The organism is Clostridium sp. MCC353 (assembly GCF_018785315.1).
Lineage (GTDB): Bacteria > Bacillota > Clostridia > Lachnospirales > Lachnospiraceae > CHH4-2.
This window is the reverse complement of the sequence record NZ_WQPN01000127.1, coordinates 67,089-87,339: the sequence shown is the minus strand read 5'-3', so window position 1 is coordinate 87,339 and position 20,251 is coordinate 67,089. Positions and strand designations below refer to the sequence as shown.

General features: G+C 40.6%; 23 protein-coding genes and 2 tRNA genes. 16 read left to right on the top strand and 9 right to left on the bottom strand.

Going from position 1 to position 20,251, the window contains the following annotated elements; genetic code table 11:
* Positions 1 to 65: 65 nt before the first annotated feature.
* The 3 genes from GPL15_RS20520 to GPL15_RS20510 all read right to left on the bottom strand — a co-directional run bounded on the left by GPL15_RS20520 (position 66) and on the right by GPL15_RS20510 (position 2,749).
* On the bottom strand, positions 66 to 1,367 hold the full coding sequence (locus GPL15_RS20520) for a DUF1576 domain-containing protein (protein ID WP_215700535.1): 1,302 nt from the start codon (positions 1,365 to 1,367) through the stop codon (positions 66 to 68).
* A 401-nt stretch (positions 1,368 to 1,768) separates the two neighbouring features.
* A tRNA-Ala gene (locus GPL15_RS20515) sits at positions 1,769 to 1,841 on the bottom strand.
* Between the two features lie 125 nt (positions 1,842 to 1,966).
* On the bottom strand, positions 1,967 to 2,749 hold the full coding sequence (locus GPL15_RS20510) for an HAD family hydrolase (RefSeq protein WP_215700534.1): 783 nt from the start codon (positions 2,747 to 2,749) through the stop codon (positions 1,967 to 1,969).
* 542 nt (positions 2,750 to 3,291) lie between these two features.
* Between GPL15_RS20510 and GPL15_RS20505 the strand changes: the two genes are divergently transcribed.
* Positions 3,292 to 3,365, top strand: a tRNA-Pro gene (locus GPL15_RS20505).
* Between the two features lie 92 nt (positions 3,366 to 3,457).
* Here GPL15_RS20505 and GPL15_RS20500 read toward each other — a convergent pair.
* Genes GPL15_RS20500 through GPL15_RS20490 form a run of 3 tightly spaced genes read right to left on the bottom strand, consistent with a single transcriptional unit; the run spans position 3,458 to position 5,754 of the window.
* Positions 3,458 to 3,697 carry a Lar family restriction alleviation protein gene (locus GPL15_RS20500; RefSeq protein ID WP_215700533.1) on the bottom strand — a complete coding sequence of 80 codons (240 nt, stop codon included), beginning with the start codon at positions 3,695 to 3,697 and terminating at the stop codon, positions 3,458 to 3,460.
* A 51-nt stretch (positions 3,698 to 3,748) separates the two neighbouring features.
* A complete protein-coding gene (locus tag GPL15_RS20495) occupies positions 3,749 to 5,182 on the bottom strand; it encodes a hypothetical protein (RefSeq protein WP_215700532.1) in 1,434 nt (477 codons plus the stop codon).
* 14 nt (positions 5,183 to 5,196) lie between these two features.
* Positions 5,197 to 5,754 (bottom strand): sigma-70 family RNA polymerase sigma factor, encoded by a 558-nt coding sequence (locus GPL15_RS20490; RefSeq protein ID WP_215700531.1) that lies wholly within the window; start codon positions 5,752 to 5,754, stop codon positions 5,197 to 5,199.
* A 983-nt stretch (positions 5,755 to 6,737) separates the two neighbouring features.
* Between GPL15_RS20490 and GPL15_RS20485 the strand changes: the two genes are divergently transcribed.
* The 12 genes from GPL15_RS20485 (at position 6,738) to GPL15_RS20430 (ending at position 14,942) form a co-directional block, all read left to right on the top strand.
* Positions 6,738 to 6,986, top strand: a complete 249-nt coding sequence (locus GPL15_RS20485) for a hypothetical protein (RefSeq protein ID WP_215700530.1) — start codon at positions 6,738 to 6,740, stop codon at positions 6,984 to 6,986.
* A gap of 20 nt (positions 6,987 to 7,006) precedes the next feature.
* A complete protein-coding gene (locus GPL15_RS20480; protein WP_215700529.1) occupies positions 7,007 to 9,643 on the top strand; it encodes a hypothetical protein in 2,637 nt (878 codons plus the stop codon).
* Complete coding sequence (locus GPL15_RS20475; protein WP_215700528.1) at positions 9,627 to 10,499, top strand: hypothetical protein; 873 nt, start codon at positions 9,627 to 9,629, stop codon at positions 10,497 to 10,499. Before GPL15_RS20480 ends, GPL15_RS20475 begins: the two co-directional genes overlap by 17 nt.
* A gap of 82 nt (positions 10,500 to 10,581) precedes the next feature.
* A complete protein-coding gene (locus tag GPL15_RS20470; RefSeq protein WP_215700527.1) occupies positions 10,582 to 10,854 on the top strand; it encodes a phage holin family protein in 273 nt (90 codons plus the stop codon).
* Between the two features lie 12 nt (positions 10,855 to 10,866).
* Positions 10,867 to 11,202, top strand: coding sequence for a hypothetical protein (locus GPL15_RS20465; protein WP_215700526.1), 336 nt, complete (start codon positions 10,867 to 10,869; stop codon positions 11,200 to 11,202).
* Positions 11,203 to 11,212: 10 nt separating this feature from the next.
* Positions 11,213 to 11,692 carry a hypothetical protein gene (locus GPL15_RS20460; protein ID WP_215700525.1) on the top strand — a complete coding sequence of 160 codons (480 nt, stop codon included), beginning with the start codon at positions 11,213 to 11,215 and terminating at the stop codon, positions 11,690 to 11,692.
* Complete coding sequence (locus tag GPL15_RS20455; protein ID WP_215700524.1) at positions 11,689 to 12,528, top strand: hypothetical protein; 840 nt, start codon at positions 11,689 to 11,691, stop codon at positions 12,526 to 12,528. The genes GPL15_RS20460 and GPL15_RS20455 overlap by 4 nt, the downstream gene beginning before the upstream one ends.
* A gap of 36 nt (positions 12,529 to 12,564) precedes the next feature.
* Positions 12,565 to 13,302, top strand: a complete 738-nt coding sequence (locus tag GPL15_RS20450) for a hypothetical protein (RefSeq protein WP_215700523.1) — start codon at positions 12,565 to 12,567, stop codon at positions 13,300 to 13,302.
* A 218-nt stretch (positions 13,303 to 13,520) separates the two neighbouring features.
* On the top strand, positions 13,521 to 13,757 hold the full coding sequence (locus GPL15_RS20445; protein WP_215700522.1) for a hypothetical protein: 237 nt from the start codon (positions 13,521 to 13,523) through the stop codon (positions 13,755 to 13,757).
* Positions 13,758 to 13,816: 59 nt separating this feature from the next.
* Positions 13,817 to 14,332, top strand: coding sequence for a hypothetical protein (locus GPL15_RS20440; RefSeq protein ID WP_215700521.1), 516 nt, complete (start codon positions 13,817 to 13,819; stop codon positions 14,330 to 14,332).
* 29 nt (positions 14,333 to 14,361) lie between these two features.
* Positions 14,362 to 14,595 carry a hypothetical protein gene (locus tag GPL15_RS20435; RefSeq protein WP_215700520.1) on the top strand — a complete coding sequence of 78 codons (234 nt, stop codon included), beginning with the start codon at positions 14,362 to 14,364 and terminating at the stop codon, positions 14,593 to 14,595.
* Between the two features lie 2 nt (positions 14,596 to 14,597).
* Positions 14,598 to 14,942 (top strand): hypothetical protein, encoded by a 345-nt coding sequence (locus GPL15_RS20430; RefSeq protein WP_215700519.1) that lies wholly within the window; start codon positions 14,598 to 14,600, stop codon positions 14,940 to 14,942.
* A gap of 53 nt (positions 14,943 to 14,995) precedes the next feature.
* On the opposite strand, the gene GPL15_RS20425 is transcribed toward GPL15_RS20430, so the two are convergent.
* Positions 14,996 to 15,649, bottom strand: a complete 654-nt coding sequence (locus tag GPL15_RS20425; RefSeq protein WP_215700518.1) for a helix-turn-helix transcriptional regulator — start codon at positions 15,647 to 15,649, stop codon at positions 14,996 to 14,998.
* A gap of 167 nt (positions 15,650 to 15,816) precedes the next feature.
* On the opposite strand from GPL15_RS20425, the gene GPL15_RS20420 reads away from it, so the two are divergent.
* The 3 genes from GPL15_RS20420 to GPL15_RS20410 all read left to right on the top strand — a co-directional run bounded on the left by GPL15_RS20420 (position 15,817) and on the right by GPL15_RS20410 (position 18,525).
* A complete protein-coding gene (locus GPL15_RS20420) occupies positions 15,817 to 16,527 on the top strand; it encodes a hypothetical protein (RefSeq protein WP_215700517.1) in 711 nt (236 codons plus the stop codon).
* 11 nt (positions 16,528 to 16,538) lie between these two features.
* The gene (locus tag GPL15_RS20415; RefSeq protein ID WP_215700516.1) at positions 16,539 to 16,685 is read left to right on the top strand and encodes a hypothetical protein; all 147 of its coding nucleotides are present in this window, start codon (positions 16,539 to 16,541) and stop codon (positions 16,683 to 16,685) included.
* Positions 16,686 to 16,779: 94 nt separating this feature from the next.
* Positions 16,780 to 18,525, top strand: coding sequence for a phage tail tape measure protein (locus GPL15_RS20410; protein ID WP_215700515.1), 1,746 nt, complete (start codon positions 16,780 to 16,782; stop codon positions 18,523 to 18,525).
* A gap of 472 nt (positions 18,526 to 18,997) precedes the next feature.
* Here GPL15_RS20410 and GPL15_RS20405 read toward each other — a convergent pair whose 3' ends face one another.
* Both GPL15_RS20405 and GPL15_RS20400 read right to left on the bottom strand, forming a co-directional pair.
* Complete coding sequence (locus GPL15_RS20405; RefSeq protein WP_215700514.1) at positions 18,998 to 19,522, bottom strand: hypothetical protein; 525 nt, start codon at positions 19,520 to 19,522, stop codon at positions 18,998 to 19,000.
* 147 nt (positions 19,523 to 19,669) lie between these two features.
* Complete coding sequence (locus GPL15_RS20400) at positions 19,670 to 20,191, bottom strand: hypothetical protein (RefSeq protein ID WP_215700513.1); 522 nt, start codon at positions 20,189 to 20,191, stop codon at positions 19,670 to 19,672.
* Positions 20,192 to 20,251: the final 60 nt, after the last annotated feature.

Sequence of the window (20,251 nt, the reverse complement as noted above, 5' to 3'; positions counted from 1 at the left end):
TCACGTTAAAAATCCCCCAAACCGGTCAAAAAACCGGCTCAGGGGATTCTCATATAAGCACATGTTTACAGCGAAATATTTCCTTTCGCCCGGGCCTTTCTGTCCCGGATGGATAAAATCACCGGAACCATAAACGCCGCCAGGATACCTCCGGCAAAACCGTTGTTATACAAATTCATGCCCGCATACACGCTCCCCACATTGAGCGCCATGGAAGAGTGCAGGAATCCCGCCAGAAGGCCGGCAAACACTCCGAACTCTCCTGCAATGGGCGCCAGCGTGGTGGAAAACAGCAGAGCCAGCATAGGAGACGGATCCGTAATGTTCCAGGTCTTTAAAAAACTGGCCAGCCATACGCCCATCATGATGGGCACAATATTGCGCAGATGTTTGCCCGTGGCGCTGAAACCGACGATTGTAAAGATTCCGCCAAGGGTCGGCCCATTCAAATCCCCTCCGATCATAGCGACAAAAGCGGTTGCAAATAAACCGTTAATTCCCATATTCATGAGAACCGGGGCCAGCCCCTCGCTTTTCACATAATCGGTTCCGCCCAATCCATAGGTGGATAAAATATGGCGGTATCGTTCAAATACATGGGGTGATGAGGCCACTGCCGCAATAATCAGCCCCATAAAAAAGATGGTCAGCAGAACGATAAACAGCTCATTATATCCTGTCGCCCATATCAACCGGCTCTCCGTCTTAATACCGAATGATTTAAACAGGGAAATGATCACCGTAGCAATGATACCGGAAGAAAACCCCACATTATAAAGCGAATATCCCTTATGGGTATAATACACATGAGTGGATAAGGGCGGAAGCAGAAATCCGATGCTGACCCCTACAAATAAACTGAGAAGCAGCCTTACGCTCACCGGCAGGTCCCAAATCTGCATCACCTGCGTAATGATGGGTGACAAACTGGTTCCATAAAAACCGATATAAATATAACGGGTAACAGACGTTTTGTGGTATTTGGAATATACCCAGATGCCCAGCAAAATGGTCCAGATATTCAGAATATTTTTTCCAAACAGAGAGAAACCGAACATCAGGAAACTGGAAGTAATGGTATGCCCATCCATCTCCATTCCTAAAAAATAGACAATACCAATGCACATATAAGTCAAAAGACTGGCATTGATCAGGGCGGCCCCGACTCCGCCGATCGCAATGTAATCCGTAATCAGGAAATCCGGCTCCCTGATTATCGTAATAATCCCTTCCACTATACTGGCCGGCGGCTGCAAAAACAGCCCGGCAATCATAAAAAATGTGGGGAGCAAGCCAAGCACCATAAACTTCTGCTTATTCGTATACGGCTGGCCTGTATGTCTGATACGTTCAACAATCCTTAACATAAAGCTCTCCTTAAATAAAATATAATAAAAATACCGGCAGACCCGGTAAAAGGTATGTCGGCATCCACCTGTCATAACCTCATTCCCGTTCCAGGTGTTTTACACATGAGACAATTATATCATAGGGAAATCCATCTGACCATTTATTTTTTAAGGACGGGTATTCCAAATATAGGAATGAAAGCACAGGAACACCTGTCCAGAAAAATTGCCGTATTTCATCCAGGAACCCAGGACAGACTGAAAAAATAAAAGTTCAGGAAAATTCTGATAAGCAGATGAACATGGGGCTGATAATGCAAAATCCGCACCCTTGCAAAAGAATCCGGACCCAAATTTTTGAATAGAACAGATAAAAAGAAATCCGAACCCAAGAATGAGTCCGGATCTGCTTGCTCAAATGGAGATGACGGGATTCGAACCCGCGGTCTCTACGTTGCGAACGTAGCGCTTTCCCAGCTAAGCTACATCCCCATGGAGTTTATTGTACCACAATATGGCAAAAAAGCAAGATGTATGAGAAAGGATTTTTAAAAGGATTTTTTAGGCAACCGTTCAAGCGGCGTGAAAATACATAAAGAACGCAGCGTCAAGCCCCCTTATTCCACCAGCCCAAAATGTTTGCAGGCGTTCCAAATTCCATCCTGATCCACGGAAGAGGTCACGTAATCGGCTGCCTGCTTTAATTCCGGCAGCGCATTCCCCATGGCAATTCCGGTTCCCGCCTGTTTTACGATCTCATAATCATTCATGCTGTCTCCAAACGCAAAGGTATGTTCCATAGGAATATTATAATATTCACAAAGCCGGATCAGGCCCTGGGCCTTAGACGCCTTTTTTTCCACCACATCAGCCCCACAGCGCCCGGCAAACATGAGCAGCTTCAGTTCAGGGAACCGGGCTTCCATGTCTCTTGCCCCCGTCTCATCCCCGATATAGGCCAGAGTCCGCACTCCCAGAGTTAACAGCCTGCTGGGATCCTTAAAATTCCTGCCGGATTCATTCCAGCGTCTCATATCATGCTCCACCACTTTTTCCGGATGTATATAATAATCATCATCCCCTATGGTAACGCCGATGCTGTGCCCTTGTTTTTCTGCATACTCCATCACGTTCTGCAGCAGTTCCTGCTCCATATAATGTTCATAGATCAGCTTGCCACCTACCGTAATTTTCGTGCCGTTCATATGTATAATCGCATCCGGTTTCACCATATCAGTAAAGGGGCGGCTGTAATAATTATCCATATCGCGCCCGGTGGCGAGGACAATAATATGATTTTTACGAAGCTGGTCCAGGGCCGCCAACGCGCTGCCCGGAATGGTCCATGTCCCGTGATCCAATAATGTCATATCCAAATCAAAACTTATAATTGCTTTCATATCATACCTCCGGACATCCTATCCAATTCTATGGACTGTTTAAAATTCACTTTCCCCCTGGACAAAACCCAGCTCTGAGGGAAAATAATTTCAACCATGCTTTAGTAAATACAATATCATAAATAGTTAATTCCTGCAATCTCAGTCATCTGCGATATTTCAGATTGATAGTTCAGATTTCCGCTAAATCATGAACCCTTCCCTTTCTATCATACCCCAATGCCTCCTGATCCCATTTCCAGCTAAAAGGAGGAGGGCAGTCCCCATACGGAACTGCCCCAGAGTATGAAAAAGAATCTATGTAAAAGGTTTGTTAACCTGTTGATGTACATAATATACCGATATTTTGTGACTAAAGTTTGTAAAAATTGTGAAACAATTGTGAAGTCTTCTATCGGAAATCCCTTATAAAACATACTTTTTTGGCGGCCCGTGGCGGTATTTTGAAATCAGTCACCTGATAAAAAGAAAAATAAATTTAAATTTTTTTAAAATTCCTCTTTTCAATCTGCAATTCATTTGCTATAATAACACAAGACATACGGAGTATGGCGTAGCTTGGTAGCGCGCTCGGCTGGGGGCCGAGAGGTCGCAGGTTCAAATCCTGTTACTCCGATGAATGCAGACCCTTGATTCTTAATTGAATCCGGGGTTTTTTATTTCCCTGCCGGCAGAATTTCAATACTATATAAAATATGTGCCAGCCTTTCAATCTGCTCTCCTGTTCCATGCTTCAATTGCTGCCTGTCTTCTGTCATTCAGAATATCGATCTCTCCTGATTCGGACTGTAAATTAAAGTCTACAACATACCTGCCGGGCAGTTTCATCCTGCATGCCTCACATTCCACCTCAAAAACAAATCCTACACCGCAATTCGTTGTCCTGTTCTCTTTAATACAAAACAAAGCTTTTCCTCCACAAAAAGGACATGGTTTTAATTTTTCCATTGCCGGCTCCTCCTGTCATATTTTAATAGTTCACTCTTTAACGGTTCTTCCTTAATGCCTTTTTATATAGTTCAGCAAATCAGCTTTCATATCCAAATAATTCTCCTTTTGGTCATTAATATAGGTCTTCTTCCGTTTAAAAAAGTCCACAATCCAGTCATCCAGGTCAATATCCGCCTGGAATGAATAGGCTGTCATTGCAATCAGCGACATCCTGTTTTTTTCATCCAGCAGTTTAGAGGAGTTGTCCACATTTAATGTCAAATCCTCCAGCACTTCCATATATTGGTCTATATCATACTCTGTGATATCCATACTCACATTATCCCTGACAAAACCGGCCAAACCTGCGGCGCCTTCATCCGGGAATGCGGAGAATGCGGACTCCTCCCTTTGAAGATAATTTAACATAAGACATTCCAGTAAATTCAGTTTTTTCATTATGATGCTCTTATCCTTTGTGGATTTATTGGCATCCAAGCTGTCAAAAGACAGATTATCATATTGGGGAAGCTTCATTTCATGCAGCCGGTTCATAAACTCGCGGAGAAATTCCGCAAATCTACGATCATCAATCCCCAGTTTGGTGAATTTATAAAACAGGGTAAACCAAATAAAAGAATTCTTGCTGTTGAACATCTGCCCCAAATCTTCATCAATAATTTCCTTCAGCCGGTCCAGATTCTCCTCCAATAATTCGAATTCTTCCCTGCCTGCGTGGTCATTTAAGTATTCTCCCATCTTTTTGCTCTGTTTCTGCCAATGATCGATAAAAAACATGGCCATTACTGATTCGGAAATCACACGGTCGATCACACCTTTCTTTTTTTCGTTGGCAGTATAGTTACCACAGTCTTTAAAAAACCGGTGTCCGCCTGATAGATTCTTAACATATCTTGCAACCGAATCCATATAGGTAATGCTGCTCTGTGTCGCATTCATGGATTTTTGATGATTGTACCTGCGAATATGGTAGCCGATCTCTTCATCGGTACAGTCCAGATGCTTGACTACATCCACCGGGTAGTTATCAAACTCTTCTTTCAGTTTTTCCGGAAGATCCTCATATCCGGCTCCCCTCAAATCATACTGTACGCTCTCGTACATCAGATTTCCTTCATCATCCGTCAGAAGTTCATCCTTCCCGCCCTTTTTTGCCACCTGGTAGTGTACGATAGGCATCTCCACTGACTTTCCCAGTTTGAAAACTCCATTGCGGTATTTTTCCAGGGTTGTTAATCTCTGTAATCCGTCGATCAGCCATAAGGTCACACCATTCTTTCCAAGCTGTTCGCATATTTTGATGGAATCTATATCCTCGTGCTTGATGACAGTTGCCACAAACCCATCCCTGGTCTGGATATCCCATTGATCCGCTTTTCTCTGCTGTGGATGATCCCTCCTCAGCTCTCCGCGCTTAAACATCTTCTGAAGAGTAGAATTCATATAGGTATCATGCTTTGTTTTATCTCTCACTAACTCCATATTCCATGCCCCCGCTAAAATAAAATTGATATGTTTTCATAAGACCGGATCCATGCCAAATGATCCGAGTACTCTTTATCTTTCAAATGTAACGTTTCCCGTATCTCATAAGGAGTAAATCCTTCTATCAGCAATTCCACAATACGGCGCTGCTTTTTTGAAAGGTTTTCAAAGTATCTCTCTATCTTTTCATCTTTCTGCATATCACTTTTTTCCAGCAATTCCTTTTCGAGGTCGAAATCAGATGCAATCAGCTCCCCAATCGTCGTTTCTTCATATTCCCCCACCGGTTCATCCATGGATACCGAGTTTCTATCCGCCCTCCTCTTCTCCCTGTTCCGCTTTGTAATCTCTGTTTTAATCTTATTGGACAGGCAGGAATAGAGAAATCCATCAAAACTCTGTTTCTTATCGTATTTCTCCAATACATCGGCGAATACTTCATTGGCCAGACTGTAAAAATCATCTAAATCCTTAGAAGTTATCCCTCCGTATCTGCATAAAATCCTGTCCACCGTTTTATGCAGACGTTTCGCATTGTCCACATAATAATATTCTAATATATCCTGCATCAAACATCCGCCTTTCATCATTTACTGAAATTTTCGTACAGAAAATAAACAGCCCATACAGGTTCCCGCCTGTGACATGCGCGGCACCACCTCATGCCCTGCTGCCTGGCCAATGGGCTAAAAATGTTCAGTTAATAAAAACGATCTGAAACACAACGTAATAATTGGAAACTGCTGGCAGAAAACCGGAATTCACTTGACTGGCGGCATATGATTGTGTGATAATAAGTGAAGTATAGTTTCTGCTATGCTGAGTGCGACTCATCCCGATGTGCTGGAACACGTTTGAGGGATGGGTCGTTTTTTATTCAATCAGGAGAATCCTCTTACTGAATAAAAAAGCCCTCCAGGGCAGATTCGCACAGCGGCGGTAAGGAATCCTGCCGCCAACGCGGCCCGCCCCAGGCGGATAATCCGCTCATGGGATTCTTTCTTGTTTCAAAGAAATTTTCCTCTATGGAATACTTAGATTATACGGCGAACATCCGTTCTTGTCAACCCCATTTTCGAACGTGTGTTCTGTTTTGTATTAAAAAAATAATTTTATGCAGATATCTAAGTTTTTCAATCTCAAAATCCCTATCAACCACATCCGGATATCACAATACCTTCTATATTAAGCATAAAATTTTCAACTTCATTTAAATCGTAAATTTTTCCGGTATCAAACTATTTCCGATATCAAATTCTGTCTGAACTGCATCTGTATATAGAAACAAAATTTCTTCTGTATTCGAACATAAACTTCCCAATTTCATTTAAAATCGAAAAAATTCCTGACGTCAAAGCATTTCTAATATCAAAACTTCTACTATATCCATTGGACAGCAATGCTTTTTCCTCCCGGCATATTCATTTTGCAAAAATAAATTTTAAAAAGGAGAAATAAACAATATGCCCCATATGATCCCATTCCCGTTTCCTTACTTTTGAATCGGAACAGGGATTATAAGAAATTTAATAATCAGTAGGAGGAAATCGAAATGAAGACAAATACAAAAACAGCGCCAATAACCGCCAAAGCGCGAAGCATTGCTAGCCCGGCCCGCCCCTTAACCCGGGAAGAACGCCACCGGACATTTGGCGGTTTCCTGTATGAATCGGATTTTAATACGGAGTATAAAGGAAATGCTTCAGAAACCGGCTCTGTAATGGCAAACCGTATAGCCTCCAACATGCGGTTTGATGAAACATTTGCCAATAAACAGATCCAATGGCAAACCAAATGGTAATAAAAACGGAGGAAATAAAAATGGACAAAACCCAATATACGCTGATCAAACTGCCTGTAAAGGAAATTGTGAGCCAGAATTTTAATGTCTCACTCACCCGGGAGTATGAAATACAGAATGAATATCTGATCGCCCAAGGCTCTTCCCTCCTGTTCGACCAGATATTCAGGCTGCGCAAAACGGGCAAAAATGATTCGCATATCAATGAAGTCATTCTGGTCGTGGCAAAAAAAGAACAAAAAGAAGAGAAAACAAACCTTTTAAAACAGCTTTTAAGGGATGGATTTACATACAACGGCATTCATTATTCCAGGTTCGGCAAATCGGCTTCCCAAGGCAAACAAGGCATTACTGCTTTTGTATGCGACAAGATTTTCGACGAACTGTACAGAATTACCCAGATGGACATTTCGATAGACGAATGTGTGATATCCAAATACGAAGCCCAAAGATGCCTGCCCTTCAGTTCCTGTACCATTGTTCCCGATTACATTCCCAATATTGTGATCATAGGAGAATATGAAAAGACATTGAGCAGCCAGTTTATCAAATACGTCGTGGAGAGGGAACGGCAGTTCAAGAATAATGAAACCGGCGAAAGCGGGGTATATAACAGCCGGGAAATTGAAGAGGGATACAGGGATGTAAAACTGTCCCCCTTTGACGGATGCGGATGTCACGAAAAGAAATTCATGATAAAGGTACAAAATGCGCTGGATTTAGACTATCCGCCCATCGGTTCACAAATCCGTATGCCGTTTATCAAAGGATATTCCGTTTATGTTCCATTTAAAGAGATCCTGCATGAATGGGGCTGCGAAACCATAACGGACATTTATGGAAAATGTCACCGGGTGGACGATATCGACTGTATCTGGAACACGTCCATGTTCAAAGGCCATAAGATATTCAAAGAAACATACGGAAATGACGCGTGGGAAAAATACATTGAGACGGTAAATAAATATCAGTATAAGCTGGGAATCAGCAAATACAGCCACCACATGAAAAATCTGAATAAAAAAATACGGACCAACTTCCAGTATCTCCAATGCCTGGATCTGTGGAATCCAAAATACATTGATTATTTTGAAAATGGCAGACCCGGCTCCTATGATATTTTATCCGAAGAGAATAAAGGAAAGGTGATTAAAATTGCGGAGTACACCACCAGTCTGTTTGAAAAAATCATTTCCGGCGACAAATTTTACACCTATAAATTCATGGGAATTAGCGATACGGAAAATTACGAACCGGAAAGCGCCTATCTTCAGGCCGCCCTCATCAATGATGGGATGCTGAAAGATCCCGCCGTCAAACAGTTCATCTACCGCAAACTGAAAAAGGCCATCGATGAAGCCAAGGTGGGGAAAATCTATGCGGACGGCTTCTACCATACGATTGTCGGGGACATGATCGGATATCTCCAGTACGCGGTTGGCAGACAGCCTGTGGGCTGTTTAAAAGCCCATGAATTTTTTTGCGAAACCATGGAAAAAGGCGACTGCCTGTCCTTCCGCTCTCCATTGGTCGACCAATCGGAAGTCAATCAGGTTAAAATCGTCGGCAACGCAGTCATCCAAAAATGGTTTTCCCATTTTAAGGATCAGGATGTGGTGATGTTAAACATGTACGATCTGTCCCTGCCCCAGCAGGGAGGCGCAGACTGTGACGGGGATATTGTTTTCCTATGCAATGAACCGGTTATCGTAACATCCAGGATCGACAAGCCGATTATCATCGACATCAATGACAAGGCCATGGCTGTTCCGCAAAAATATACAAAAGAAACGATCATTGAATACGAACTGATGACCCGGGACAGCCGTATTGGAGAAATCACCAATGCGGCAACCAGCATAGAAAACCGTTATATAACCGAAGAACCGGTAAAACAGCTTTTTTCCGACTATTCCAGTTTGCTGCGCATCCTTCAGGGCAAGGAAATCGATTATCTGAAAACAGGGCTCAGGTGGAATATTCCCCAGAAAATCAAAAGGCAGTCCAAACAACTGCCCTATTTTCTCCTCTACAATTATCCTGATAAAATGAAGACTTACCAAAATGTCCGTGAAAAAAATAAATCCATAGCGGAAAAGGACAAAAAGCTCAAATTAAACGCTTACCGTTCCCCATCCCCCCTGAATGAACTCTGCGATTACATCTGTTCATGGGAAAAAAAGCATATTTTATGGTCTGGGTGCATTGATGGGCTGGTCAATTCCCGTAACCTGATCGTGAATCCCCATTTTCATCTGACCGACAGAAAAATCATCCGCATATGCCGGCGTTACATCAACGATTTCGCCCGGGAGATTAAAAGGCATATGGATTTAAAAAATGAAAATTCCGACGAGGACGATTATAAATTCAGTTTGGAAACCGTTGCCGATGATTTTAAAAGCAGACTGCTCTGCGAACTGCCGCTTTCAGAAGAAGCCGCCGCCAATTACGTGATCGACATATCCTATTCCAGCATGTCGATCAGCAAATCCCTGGCCTGGTCCGCATTTGGCCAATATATCATTAAAAATCTGAAAGCCAATACGGACCCGCAGAAACATGTGCGCATAAAAGAAGTCTCCCATAAAACAGAGGGCGCCTATGAGTATTTAGGTAAATATTACGAATTTGAGGAAGGTGACAGCCATATATAATACGGAAAACTATCTATATGAAATCATTGAGGATTATAAATACGCCGGATCAGATGCGGAAAAAGAGGAACTATTCAGGTCATTCTGCTCTCTGATCTGGTGCTGCGATAATAAAAGACGCATCTACAGCAAAACAATTCATTTTAACGTCCGCAAAGATCTGTTGGAAACGGAACTGGGACAGGTTTTTGCCGCCTGGTCTTCTGTGGAATACAATTATTATAAATCCGTAACCTCATCGGATAAATGGTATGATCTCATACGCCAAAAGATAAACAATCTTTATACAAGGTATTTTGACAGCCAGGTCATTCTGGGAAAAGAATATATGGATTCCATAAAGACGCCGAAAAAACTGTATTTTGACTGGATATCCGGAACCGAGATAAACAAAGATGAGGCTGTTTCCTTAATTAAGGAAGCGATGCAGATTTCCCAAGAGACCAGGGAAAAACTGGGGAAACAAAAGATGTCTTTATCCTGGAGTGAATATAAAACGCTCATGGAATCATTTCTGCAAAAAATATTGGATCACTGTATGTTAATCGGGGATTATGAAGGGGAAGCCTCCGTTCCCACCAGATTGGACTTCCTGACGGAAGACCATTTTTACGTAAAATACATCAACCGGTGTCTGGACGGCGAAATACGGAAATGGCAGAAGAAATATTACGGCCTGCCCCAGAATACCAGAAAGCAATACGGCAGATGCGCAGACTGCGGCGGCCTTTATATCAAAAAAACCGGAAACCAGAAAAGGTGCGGGAACTGCCAGAGCAGATTTACCAGGAAAAACAAGACTATTAAGCAGAAAACCTACCGTGTGGAAAAGCTGAAAGCTGCCGCCAAGCCTTGAATTTCCGGCCCTTTCCTCCATTTTTATGTGTGTATATATCAAGTATGGAAATACAAGAAATCAACATCAGGAGGTAACGGTTATGGATTTGAATTATATCACGCAAATGTATGTTCCAATCGTCATGGCTGCCTGTTTAGTGATCGGGTATTGTGTCAAACACATCACCTGCTTAGACAGGATCAGCAACCAGTACATTCCTTCTATCTTAGCGATAGCGGGAGCTGTTTTAACCTGCATCGATTCAGGGGGCGTCACCTTAAACTCCATTGTGGCCGGCGCCGTTACCGGACTGGCGAGCACAGGATTATATGAAGCGTTTCGAAACTTAATTGGTGAAAATGAAAAACTGTAAAGAGGTGATCGTGTGAAAAACAATCATACCCAGGCTGCTGAAGTTATTGATCATTTCGAATCCGCATTATCGGACAGGCAGGTGATTCCTTCTATCCATGGCAGCCCCACGTTGAAAATAGGATGCCCCGCAGCCTATAGCGCTCATTTCACCGGCCAGGACAACAGGCCTTTGACCGGCATTACTGCAAAATGGAACATTATCTGCGATTATAAGGTATTTCATCATATTGATGAGAACTGCATTTTGCTCGAAATAAACGATGAAAATGCCGCCGGTTCCGTACTTATCCTGCAGCTTTCCAATTATTGCTGCGAATTTGAAATTAATATAGAAAGTCTCTATTAAGGAGGACAACATGGATTCAGTTTTACGAGATATAGGAGCATATAAAGACCGGATCATCTCACTTCTGACCGGTTCTCAGGATATCGTTTCCTTACTGCTCAATGATACGATCACCGATGATAACGTGGAAAATCTGGTCTACAGCCGGATTTTCCCCTATCTATATGTCAATAACACTCAAACCGAAGAACAGTCTTATCTTTGCATTGAAGTAGAGGTGCCACGAATCCCTACTAAAATGATTAAAGACATGAAGATCATTGTATGGGCATACTGCCACAAAAGCATTATGAAGTATTCCAGAGATGATTTTCGGGGAACCCGCGCCGACATTCTGGCGGACATGGCGGACCGGTGCATTACAGGCTCTGATGACTTTGGAATCGGACGCCCCGCACTGGAATCCGACACTCATTTTTTCCCAAATGACAATCATTACGGCCGTCAGCTGATCTACACAATCTCGGATTTCAAAGTAAAAAGCAGGTGATCACTACGAAATTAGACTATTTCACACTGCTCAGCTATGAACCGGTTAACATTCCCAAAGTTGGAAGCGTTAAATCACCTTTACTAAAAGAGATTGCAAAAATAACGTTTTCGGCGTACTCTCTCTTTCTGAATTTTCTGTCAATGGACATCGATTCCTACTTCCGGTCCATTGACGGAATAAATGAAGAATATTATAAACTGTATGCTACAGACGAATTATCTCTGCTAAAAAAGGTCAAAGAAGAATACTGGAACTTATCACCGGAGGAACGAAAAACCTTATCCTTTTGGGATTTAGCACAGCTTGACCAAATGACACTGGGCACAATTATGGCCGCTTTACAATTCTTTTTTGTTGATGAAATAAAATATGACCCACGCCAAAGCGCTTTTCTCTTATATAACGGCACCGAAAATGACGAGAAGGAAAAACTCGTTACCGGCTGGATTAACAGGGAAAATTATAATGAAGTCATTCATATTATTCTGCAGCTCAATGGAATTTCTAAAAATGATCCGGCATCCCAGCCGGTCAAAATCAAAAATAAAACGGCTGAGAAATTATTATCCAGAATGGAACAAGCCAAAAAAACCAAAGATTCCAGGGACAAAGGGAAAATGGAACTTCCAAATCTGATATCCGCTCTCGCTTCCCGTCATTCCAGTATCAACATGACCAACATTTGGGATCTCACCGTATATCAGCTATACGACCAGTTTAAAAGACAGCGCTATCTGGATTCCTATGAAATCCAGTCCATGAACGTGGCAGCATGGGGCGATTCTGACGGTAATTTTAAAGAAACACTATGGTTTGAGCCAATTGACGACTAAAACTAAAAAACATTTTATATCAAGGAGGATTTTTTTATGGCAAACATTAATAAAGCAAACAGACAGGTATGTGATGTGGATATCAGAGTTTTAAAGACCATGGAACCGTTTTTATTCTTTGATACAGCCAATACGACTACTGCAGGTTTTTCATCTGAAGATACATACGCAAAGGCAAAGGGCGCCAATAAGATCGCATTTACAAATCCTATGGAAGGAACCATGACCATCGAGGCCCAGGTAGCTCCGTTCAAACTCTATGCGCTTTTATCAGACGGCGTCATCGAAACAACCGCAGTTGTCGCCAGGAGAGAGACTCTCAAATGCGAAACAGCCGGAACTCTCACTCTTCCCGCAGGCGCCAAAGCCGGAACCATTTTCGTTTATCCGGCCGACGATTTCGCTGGAAAAGAGATCAAAGGCACTTGTGCCAACAATACATTTACTGCCACAACAGCAGATGAAATCGCTGTGGGCTCCAGCTATGAAGTGGGTTACCTGGTTTCTAAATCAGACGGCGTACAGAGAATTTCCTTCAACAACAACCGGAATCCGTTGGATTACTATATCACAATGAATACCGTTGAGAAAGATGAATCCGGCGTTTTAACTCCTTATATCATTACAGCTTATAAAGCAAAACCACAGAAATCTTTAGATTTATCCTTCTCTTCCGAGGGAGATCCGGCATCTGTTACGATTACGTTCTCGGTGATGGAAGACAAAGACGGGAATGTGATTGATATGGTTGAACTGGCGGATGAGGCTGAATAATGTGTTTTTTTATGTAAAGGGTGATGTAAAGGGTGAAGCCATTTCTGAAAATGACTTAGCCATTTAATGTAAAGGGTGAAGCCATTTTCGAAAATGCCTTCGCCCTCTATGTAAAAAAATAATAATAATTGTATTTTCACAAGCCTGAGGTAAGCGCTTCTACAATACAATTGTAAACAGCGCTTACCTCATTTTTTACACCTGAAGGAGACTTTCGTTTGAACATATTTAAAAATTTAGAAGAAGTATATGAATGTTATGGCGAACATAATATTATCCCCGTCACCGCTCTAAAACAGATTATTTTCTACACCAGCCACAAAATACAGCCAAAATGGATCTGTGAAAGCGCCAATAATGAAGGCCATATCTGCTGCTATTTCCACAAAGGTGAAACAAAAAAACTTTATTCGGAGTGGCTGAAACGTAGACCCAACACAGAATCCGGCAGATAGCCTCCTCTCACACCGGATTTCATTACATACCGGATTACAGAAAGGGCGGGTGCATATGAGTGAATGAAATTAACATGCTGACCCAGGTCGATTTTTCTTCCTTCATTATGGACATCTTCATCGTGTTAATCGGATTAAAATACGCCTGGGCGGTCTTAGAATGGTTTACCACAAAAATTGGTCTGGAATTTAAATCCACAAGGAAAAAACGGGAAGAACACGAACTGATCATCAGCGTTGCAAAACGGTTGGAAACTCTGGAAAACCAACGGGAAAAAGATGTACAGCAGTCCATACGGCACGACAAAGAGTTGAAGGACGGATTAGAAAAACTGACAGAAATGGTAATTGATAAAAATGTGGAAGATATGCGTTGGGAAATTTTAGATTTCGCCTCAGCACTATCTGCCGGAAGAAACTACAGCAAAGAGCAGTTTGACCACGTAATCGGCACCCACAATAAATACGAAGCGTATATCAAAGAAAATAAATTATTAAATGGACAGGTCACCAATTCCATGGATATTATAAATCAATGTTACAAAGAAAAAATGAAGCTGGGCTTCTATAAATAATAATACAATTTATGAAGGAGAGATCAATTATGACTGAATGGCTGAAAACCAGAAAAGAACTGAAAGAATTAAAGGCGGCAAAATTGAGATATGAGGTAATAATCCTCAGCAAAATTTACGGAGCAATCGAGTTTTTAGATGGATCCGTGGACACTTCTGCCCTCCTCGAAATGGCTGAAAAAATGAAAGGCGTGGATCAGGAAGAATTCGTTAAGACCCTGAGCGAAATCATACATAACGAAACTTCCCAAAATGCCGGCTGATTATGGCTGCCATAACAGTAAAAAACAGATCCCAGTTGGATAAAATGCTGGACGTTAAAATTCGAACTGCCTTAGAACACACGCAGAGAATAATCGACAGCTCATCTCCAAACGATCTCTTTTCCGATCCTGATTTGTTAAAACCTGCTTCCTCTCCTGCCGGACGCAGCACAGCTTCGCAGGCCGGCAGAGAGTATGGATTACTCAATGACGGCCAAAATATCCATATAAATGACGGCGGCAGCCAGGATCTGGCGGATCTCGCAATCCGGGATTTAGGCGGTGAAGCCGGAATTGCCGCACTTTTAAAAGAAAACCTGGCAAAGGCAGGAATCATTATAAAATAAACGGCAGAAAAACAGGGTATACGGCAGAAAATCCGGCGTATCCCCCATCTTCATCAATCAAAAAAGCTCTCGATAAACTCCTTATTTTTTTTCTCTTCAACATCCGTATGCACCTGCTTTTGAATCGCTTTCAGCAGGGTTTCTTTTTTACTGCAGTCTATATAGTGCAGCCTTTTATCATAATATAAAAACAGGTGATAAAAATCGTGGAACCGTTCCTCATCCTCTGGAGTATAAGGTTCCTGCTGATGGGCAAAAACAACAGCGCTGTCATCATTTTTTTTCAAAATATAGATGCCGCCGAAACTTCCATATGCCTCATCCTTGAATTCATCCCATGGCCGGCTATAAAAATTCTCTACATTTGCAGTCACTTTTTCATGCCATTTAATACTATTAGTAATAGCATCATCCGTGTTCAAGTTCCAACATACCTCGTTGCTCTGTGTTTTTGTAATCAAACTCTCAATAAACAGATCATATTCTTTCATCTCCAATGAAGTATCGCAGAGCGTTTCCAACTGCACATCAAGGTATTTAGCGACCTTCAATGCATATAATACCGACGGTGTTGTAAAATTCCATTTTGAAATTGTTGAAACCGGTATTTCTAAGTCATACGCTAATTTGTGTATTGTTATTTTCCGCATTCTGCATAAATACCGAATATTATCAAGCAAAAATGGTATTGATTCCTTTTCTTTCAATTTATGGCTCCTCTCCCATTGACGAACAATATAATTTATGGTATATTAAATTCATATCAGCCCATATTTGGTATTACTTATTTATAAATCGCCATATATGGTTTGGCATTATTTATATATTACATATTATACCACATATTCATACCATCATCAATTAGGAGGTAAAAATGAAAACGGAACTTAGCCTTAAAATTGACAGTCCTGAGAATAGGATTCTAAAAGCAGTGGCCTTAGTAGAATCTACATTCAAATTAATCGGTCTGCCAGCCCAAGCTGAAATGATGAAAAACGCTATGATAAGCTATTACAAAGCCGGGGATCTGGTGAACTTTGCCGCAGAGTATCTGAGATGTAAATACCTTTATCCTACTGCTTGGCACACTAAAAACTTTGTCTCCCAAATCCTTTATGAAATCAGTGTTTTACCTTTATTCCCGAAGGAAAAAGCTGCTGTTGCTGTTTCCCTCATGCCGGATTTGGAGCATGTCCCTTATAGGCTGGTTTTGGAAAACTTATTTTCCTATAACTTTCCCACTGCCAAGGCCTTATATATTGAAACATTCAGCATGGGATATTCCAATTGTATCATCAGGATTTTAGAAAAAAGTGAACCCAACCGGGATTTTACCAATGCATTTTTAAAGGTTGCTTCCCGTGCAGACCAAGTGGAAATGCAGGACTGGACCTGTTATCCCTATACGGATTCAAAGGCGATATACCGCATTTTAAGAAAATATTTGACCGATCATAATGTTTCACCCTTATCTAATAATTTAACAAATGTGATAGAGGTGTTCCAGGATATGAAACCCGAATACAGTACAGGAAGCACCTGTATGCACACAGATACCTATCTCAAAACAGCAATAATTCTTTAACGGAGGCGATTATGGGATTGATAAGGATTGTGGTAATCGATATAACAAAAGTATTAGGAGCCGAGGTTTATGATGAAGTGATCATACCTGTTGAGGAGGCCGCTGATTACATACAGAACTATACGGATATGAAGAGATTCCGGTTTATCACCATTTGATAAACCCTTCTCTTTATCGGAGCTAAATTAAGGGACGTTTCAACGGCGTCTCTTTTTTGCTGCTATGAATAAGAAAGGAACGTGATTAAATATCGTGGATGATTTTAAAGTATTAATAGAGGCGGTGCTGGATAAGGCGAAATTGGGGAAGGAATTTAAGGATATACAGAAATTTTTTAATTCTCAAAACGTAATGATAAAACCCATTATAGACAGAAAAATGTTTCAAAAAGATCTTGTTAAAATATCTAAAGATATGGATAAAATCTTTAAAAAGAGAGAGTTGAATCTTGCTGCAAAAAATGTTTTAAATTCTATAAAAACTTCTCCCCAAGACCGCAAAATAGACAGTAAACGCTACTCAAACACCTCACAAATTAAATTGGGTGTTTCTAATTCTAACTTACAACTAAATAGATTGAATGAGGCAATTAAATTGATCCAGTCCCAAACGGAAAAATTTAATAAACAATGGAAATCCTTAAAAAAGAATCCTGAGTTGATGGCGGAATTGGATCAAATCGTAACAGCATTAAATGCACTCTCCACTGAAACTAAGTTGAATCAATTAAACAAACAGCTAGGAAACTTCCAGACTGAAGTTCATGCTGCAGATCGTGCAACAGAATCATGGAGCGATACCTTAAAAGGCACTTTTTCTGAAATAGCAGATTTTTTGAAACTAAACATATTCGAAAAATTTGTCTTTCAGCTTACGGAGAATTCCATTGGTGAATTAAAGAAAATCGATGACATTTTAACTGATATTTCAGTTTCAACCCCAAAAACAAAAGATTCCCTTGAAAGCTTAGGAATATCCGCAGTAAACAATGCAAGTAAATATGGAACATCTCCCAGTACTTATTTGAATAGTGTACAGGAAATGTCCCAAGCGGGTTTTCATGACACCCGATCCGAAAAGCTTGCTGAACTGTCCGCCATCGCCCAATCAGCCGGAGCTATGACCGCTGAATTAGCAGACAGCTATTTAATTGCTTCTGACGCAGCCTATGGGTATCATGGCAATCTTCAAAAGTTAAATGCTCTTTTAGACTCCCAAAATCAAGTGGCCAACAGGAATGCTGTAAGTTTTTCAGAACTGGCAGCCGGCACAAAAGCCGCCGCCAGCCAACTCGTTCAAATGGGTATTGACGAAAAAGAATTAACAGCATTGCTCAGTGTAGGGATATCTACATCAAACAAGTCTGGCGAAGCTGTGGGCAATGCCATAAATGGTATTGTAATGAACCTCCAACAAATAACAGGTAAAACCGCGGTTGGCCAAATTATTGATGAAACCTCATTAAAAAAAGCAGAAACAAGATGCCGCAGCCTTGGTATAGAGCTTAAAAATATGAAAAATGGCATCATTGAACTTCGTGATCCTATTGTATTGCTCAATGAACTGGCAGATATCTATAATTCACTACCAAAAGGAAGTAAAGACAGAGCCAGTATCGTTTCAGATATTGGCGGAGAATATGGAAGCGATGTATTAAGTTCAATTTTAGAAAACTGGGACAGCTATAGCAAAATGTTTTCTGATTATAATAATTCAGAAGGATCTGCTTTAGAAGATGCAATGACAACTGCAAACTCCTGGGGAGGACTGCTGCAGCAAATTGCATTCAACTGGACGGGATTCGTTCAAACTTTCGTAACTGATGATTCTGTCACCGGAATTCTTAAAACTATTAATGGAATTGCAATTGCTATAAAAGAATTATCAAATGCATTTGGCGCTATCCCCACTTTAGCAGCCGGAATTGGAATATTTGCATCACTTAAAAACGTCGGCAGGGATAGAATGTTTTCCCTCAATTACTGTTTTTTGATCTAAATTACCGACAATGTTATGTGTTCTGTTGGATACAGCAGTTTTCATAACATACTTAGTGAAATACACTAAGGTAAACGAAGCCTCAATATGCTGGGAACATTGTACAACGTAATACCCTCTTCTATTATGGCAACATATTAGATTTGGAACAGAGATTACGCTCTTTGGGTCAGCAGGGACAGTTCTCTATGAGAAAAGCCCTCACTGCAGCGACAACAGGCGGCCATAGCTATATGAAATGATACTATGGTAATATGCGCTCGGTACTCGGTTTTGTGCACCGCAAAAGCACTCAGGATTTCTCCTAGCCGTAAGTTTGGAAGAAACGGAGAATGGTGCTTCGAACTATAAAAAGGCCTGCTATTTCGGCAAGCCTAGATAAACATTAAAAACATGATTCTTAGATGAACCGCTTATTCCTCATATTCTGCGAGTTGTATACGGAACAAGAATTTATAAAAACCGTACTTTGCTATCGCACAACTTTATTCCATGAAATTTGAATAAAAGATTTATAATCATAATCATGTTCTTTTGGATACATAATACTAACGCTTAAATCATCTGTTATATACGTATAAAAATCCTTTGTCCCCAAATCTAAATATTGTTTAGGGGCCCCGTATAAATCAGTAAGATATTTGACCATTTCAGTTGTGTAATCTGAAAATTCCTGTTCCGATGTAGCCTCAACAATAAACCCCATTAGACTGATGTTTTTTTTCTCTTTATCAGTGCGAAGTTCAATCATTCCAGATATATCCTTGAGCATTATATTCTTAATGAAAATATGCTTATAATCATGTTCCATTGCTTCATATACAATCTTTTTCTTATCCAATACACGAATTGCCTCTTCGTAAGGTGTACCAAGGTTTATATCTATTAAAGGGCAGTCTCGGGTATTCCTTGGGTAAAATAAAAATATTGAAACGGCCAGGCTAATTAAAATCACACTGAACACACCACAGATTATTAGTTTTTTACGCTTTAACATGCATTATGCCTCCATTTATTATATGTACACAACTTAACTGCAATAAAGACGATTCATACACTGAAACAAGTTAAGAACTCCTTTGACAGGTTATTCTTAATATTCGGCGAGCAGTATACAAAAATAAATCTATATAACTATGTTTTGCTATCGTACAATTTTTTGCCAACCAATTTGAATAGAACTAGTTTTATATTTATGTTCTTTTGGATACATAATATAAATACTTAAATCATCCGATTTATACGTATATAACTCCTCCATCCCCAAAGCTAAATACTCTCTATCTGATCCGTATAAATCAGTAAGATATTTGATCATTTCAGTTGTATAATCTGAAAGTTCCTGATCCGATATAGCCTCAACAAGAAACCCAATTGAACTGATGTACTTTTTATCTTCCTCAGTGCGTAGTTCAATCTTTCCAGAAATATCCTTGAGCATTATATCGTCAATTAGAATATGCTTCCTATCATGATCAAATATTTCATATTCAAGCTTTTTCCTATCCAATATGCGAATTGCCTCTTCATAAGGTGTTCCAAGATTTATATCTATTAAAGGGCAGTCTCGGGTATCCCTTTGGTAAAATAAAAATATTGAAACGGCCAGGCTAATTAAAATCACACTGAACACACCACAAACTATTAGTTTTTTACACTTTAACATGCATTGATCCCCCCTCTATTATTATAGGTATAATAACAAAATAAACCACAAAAAACAATT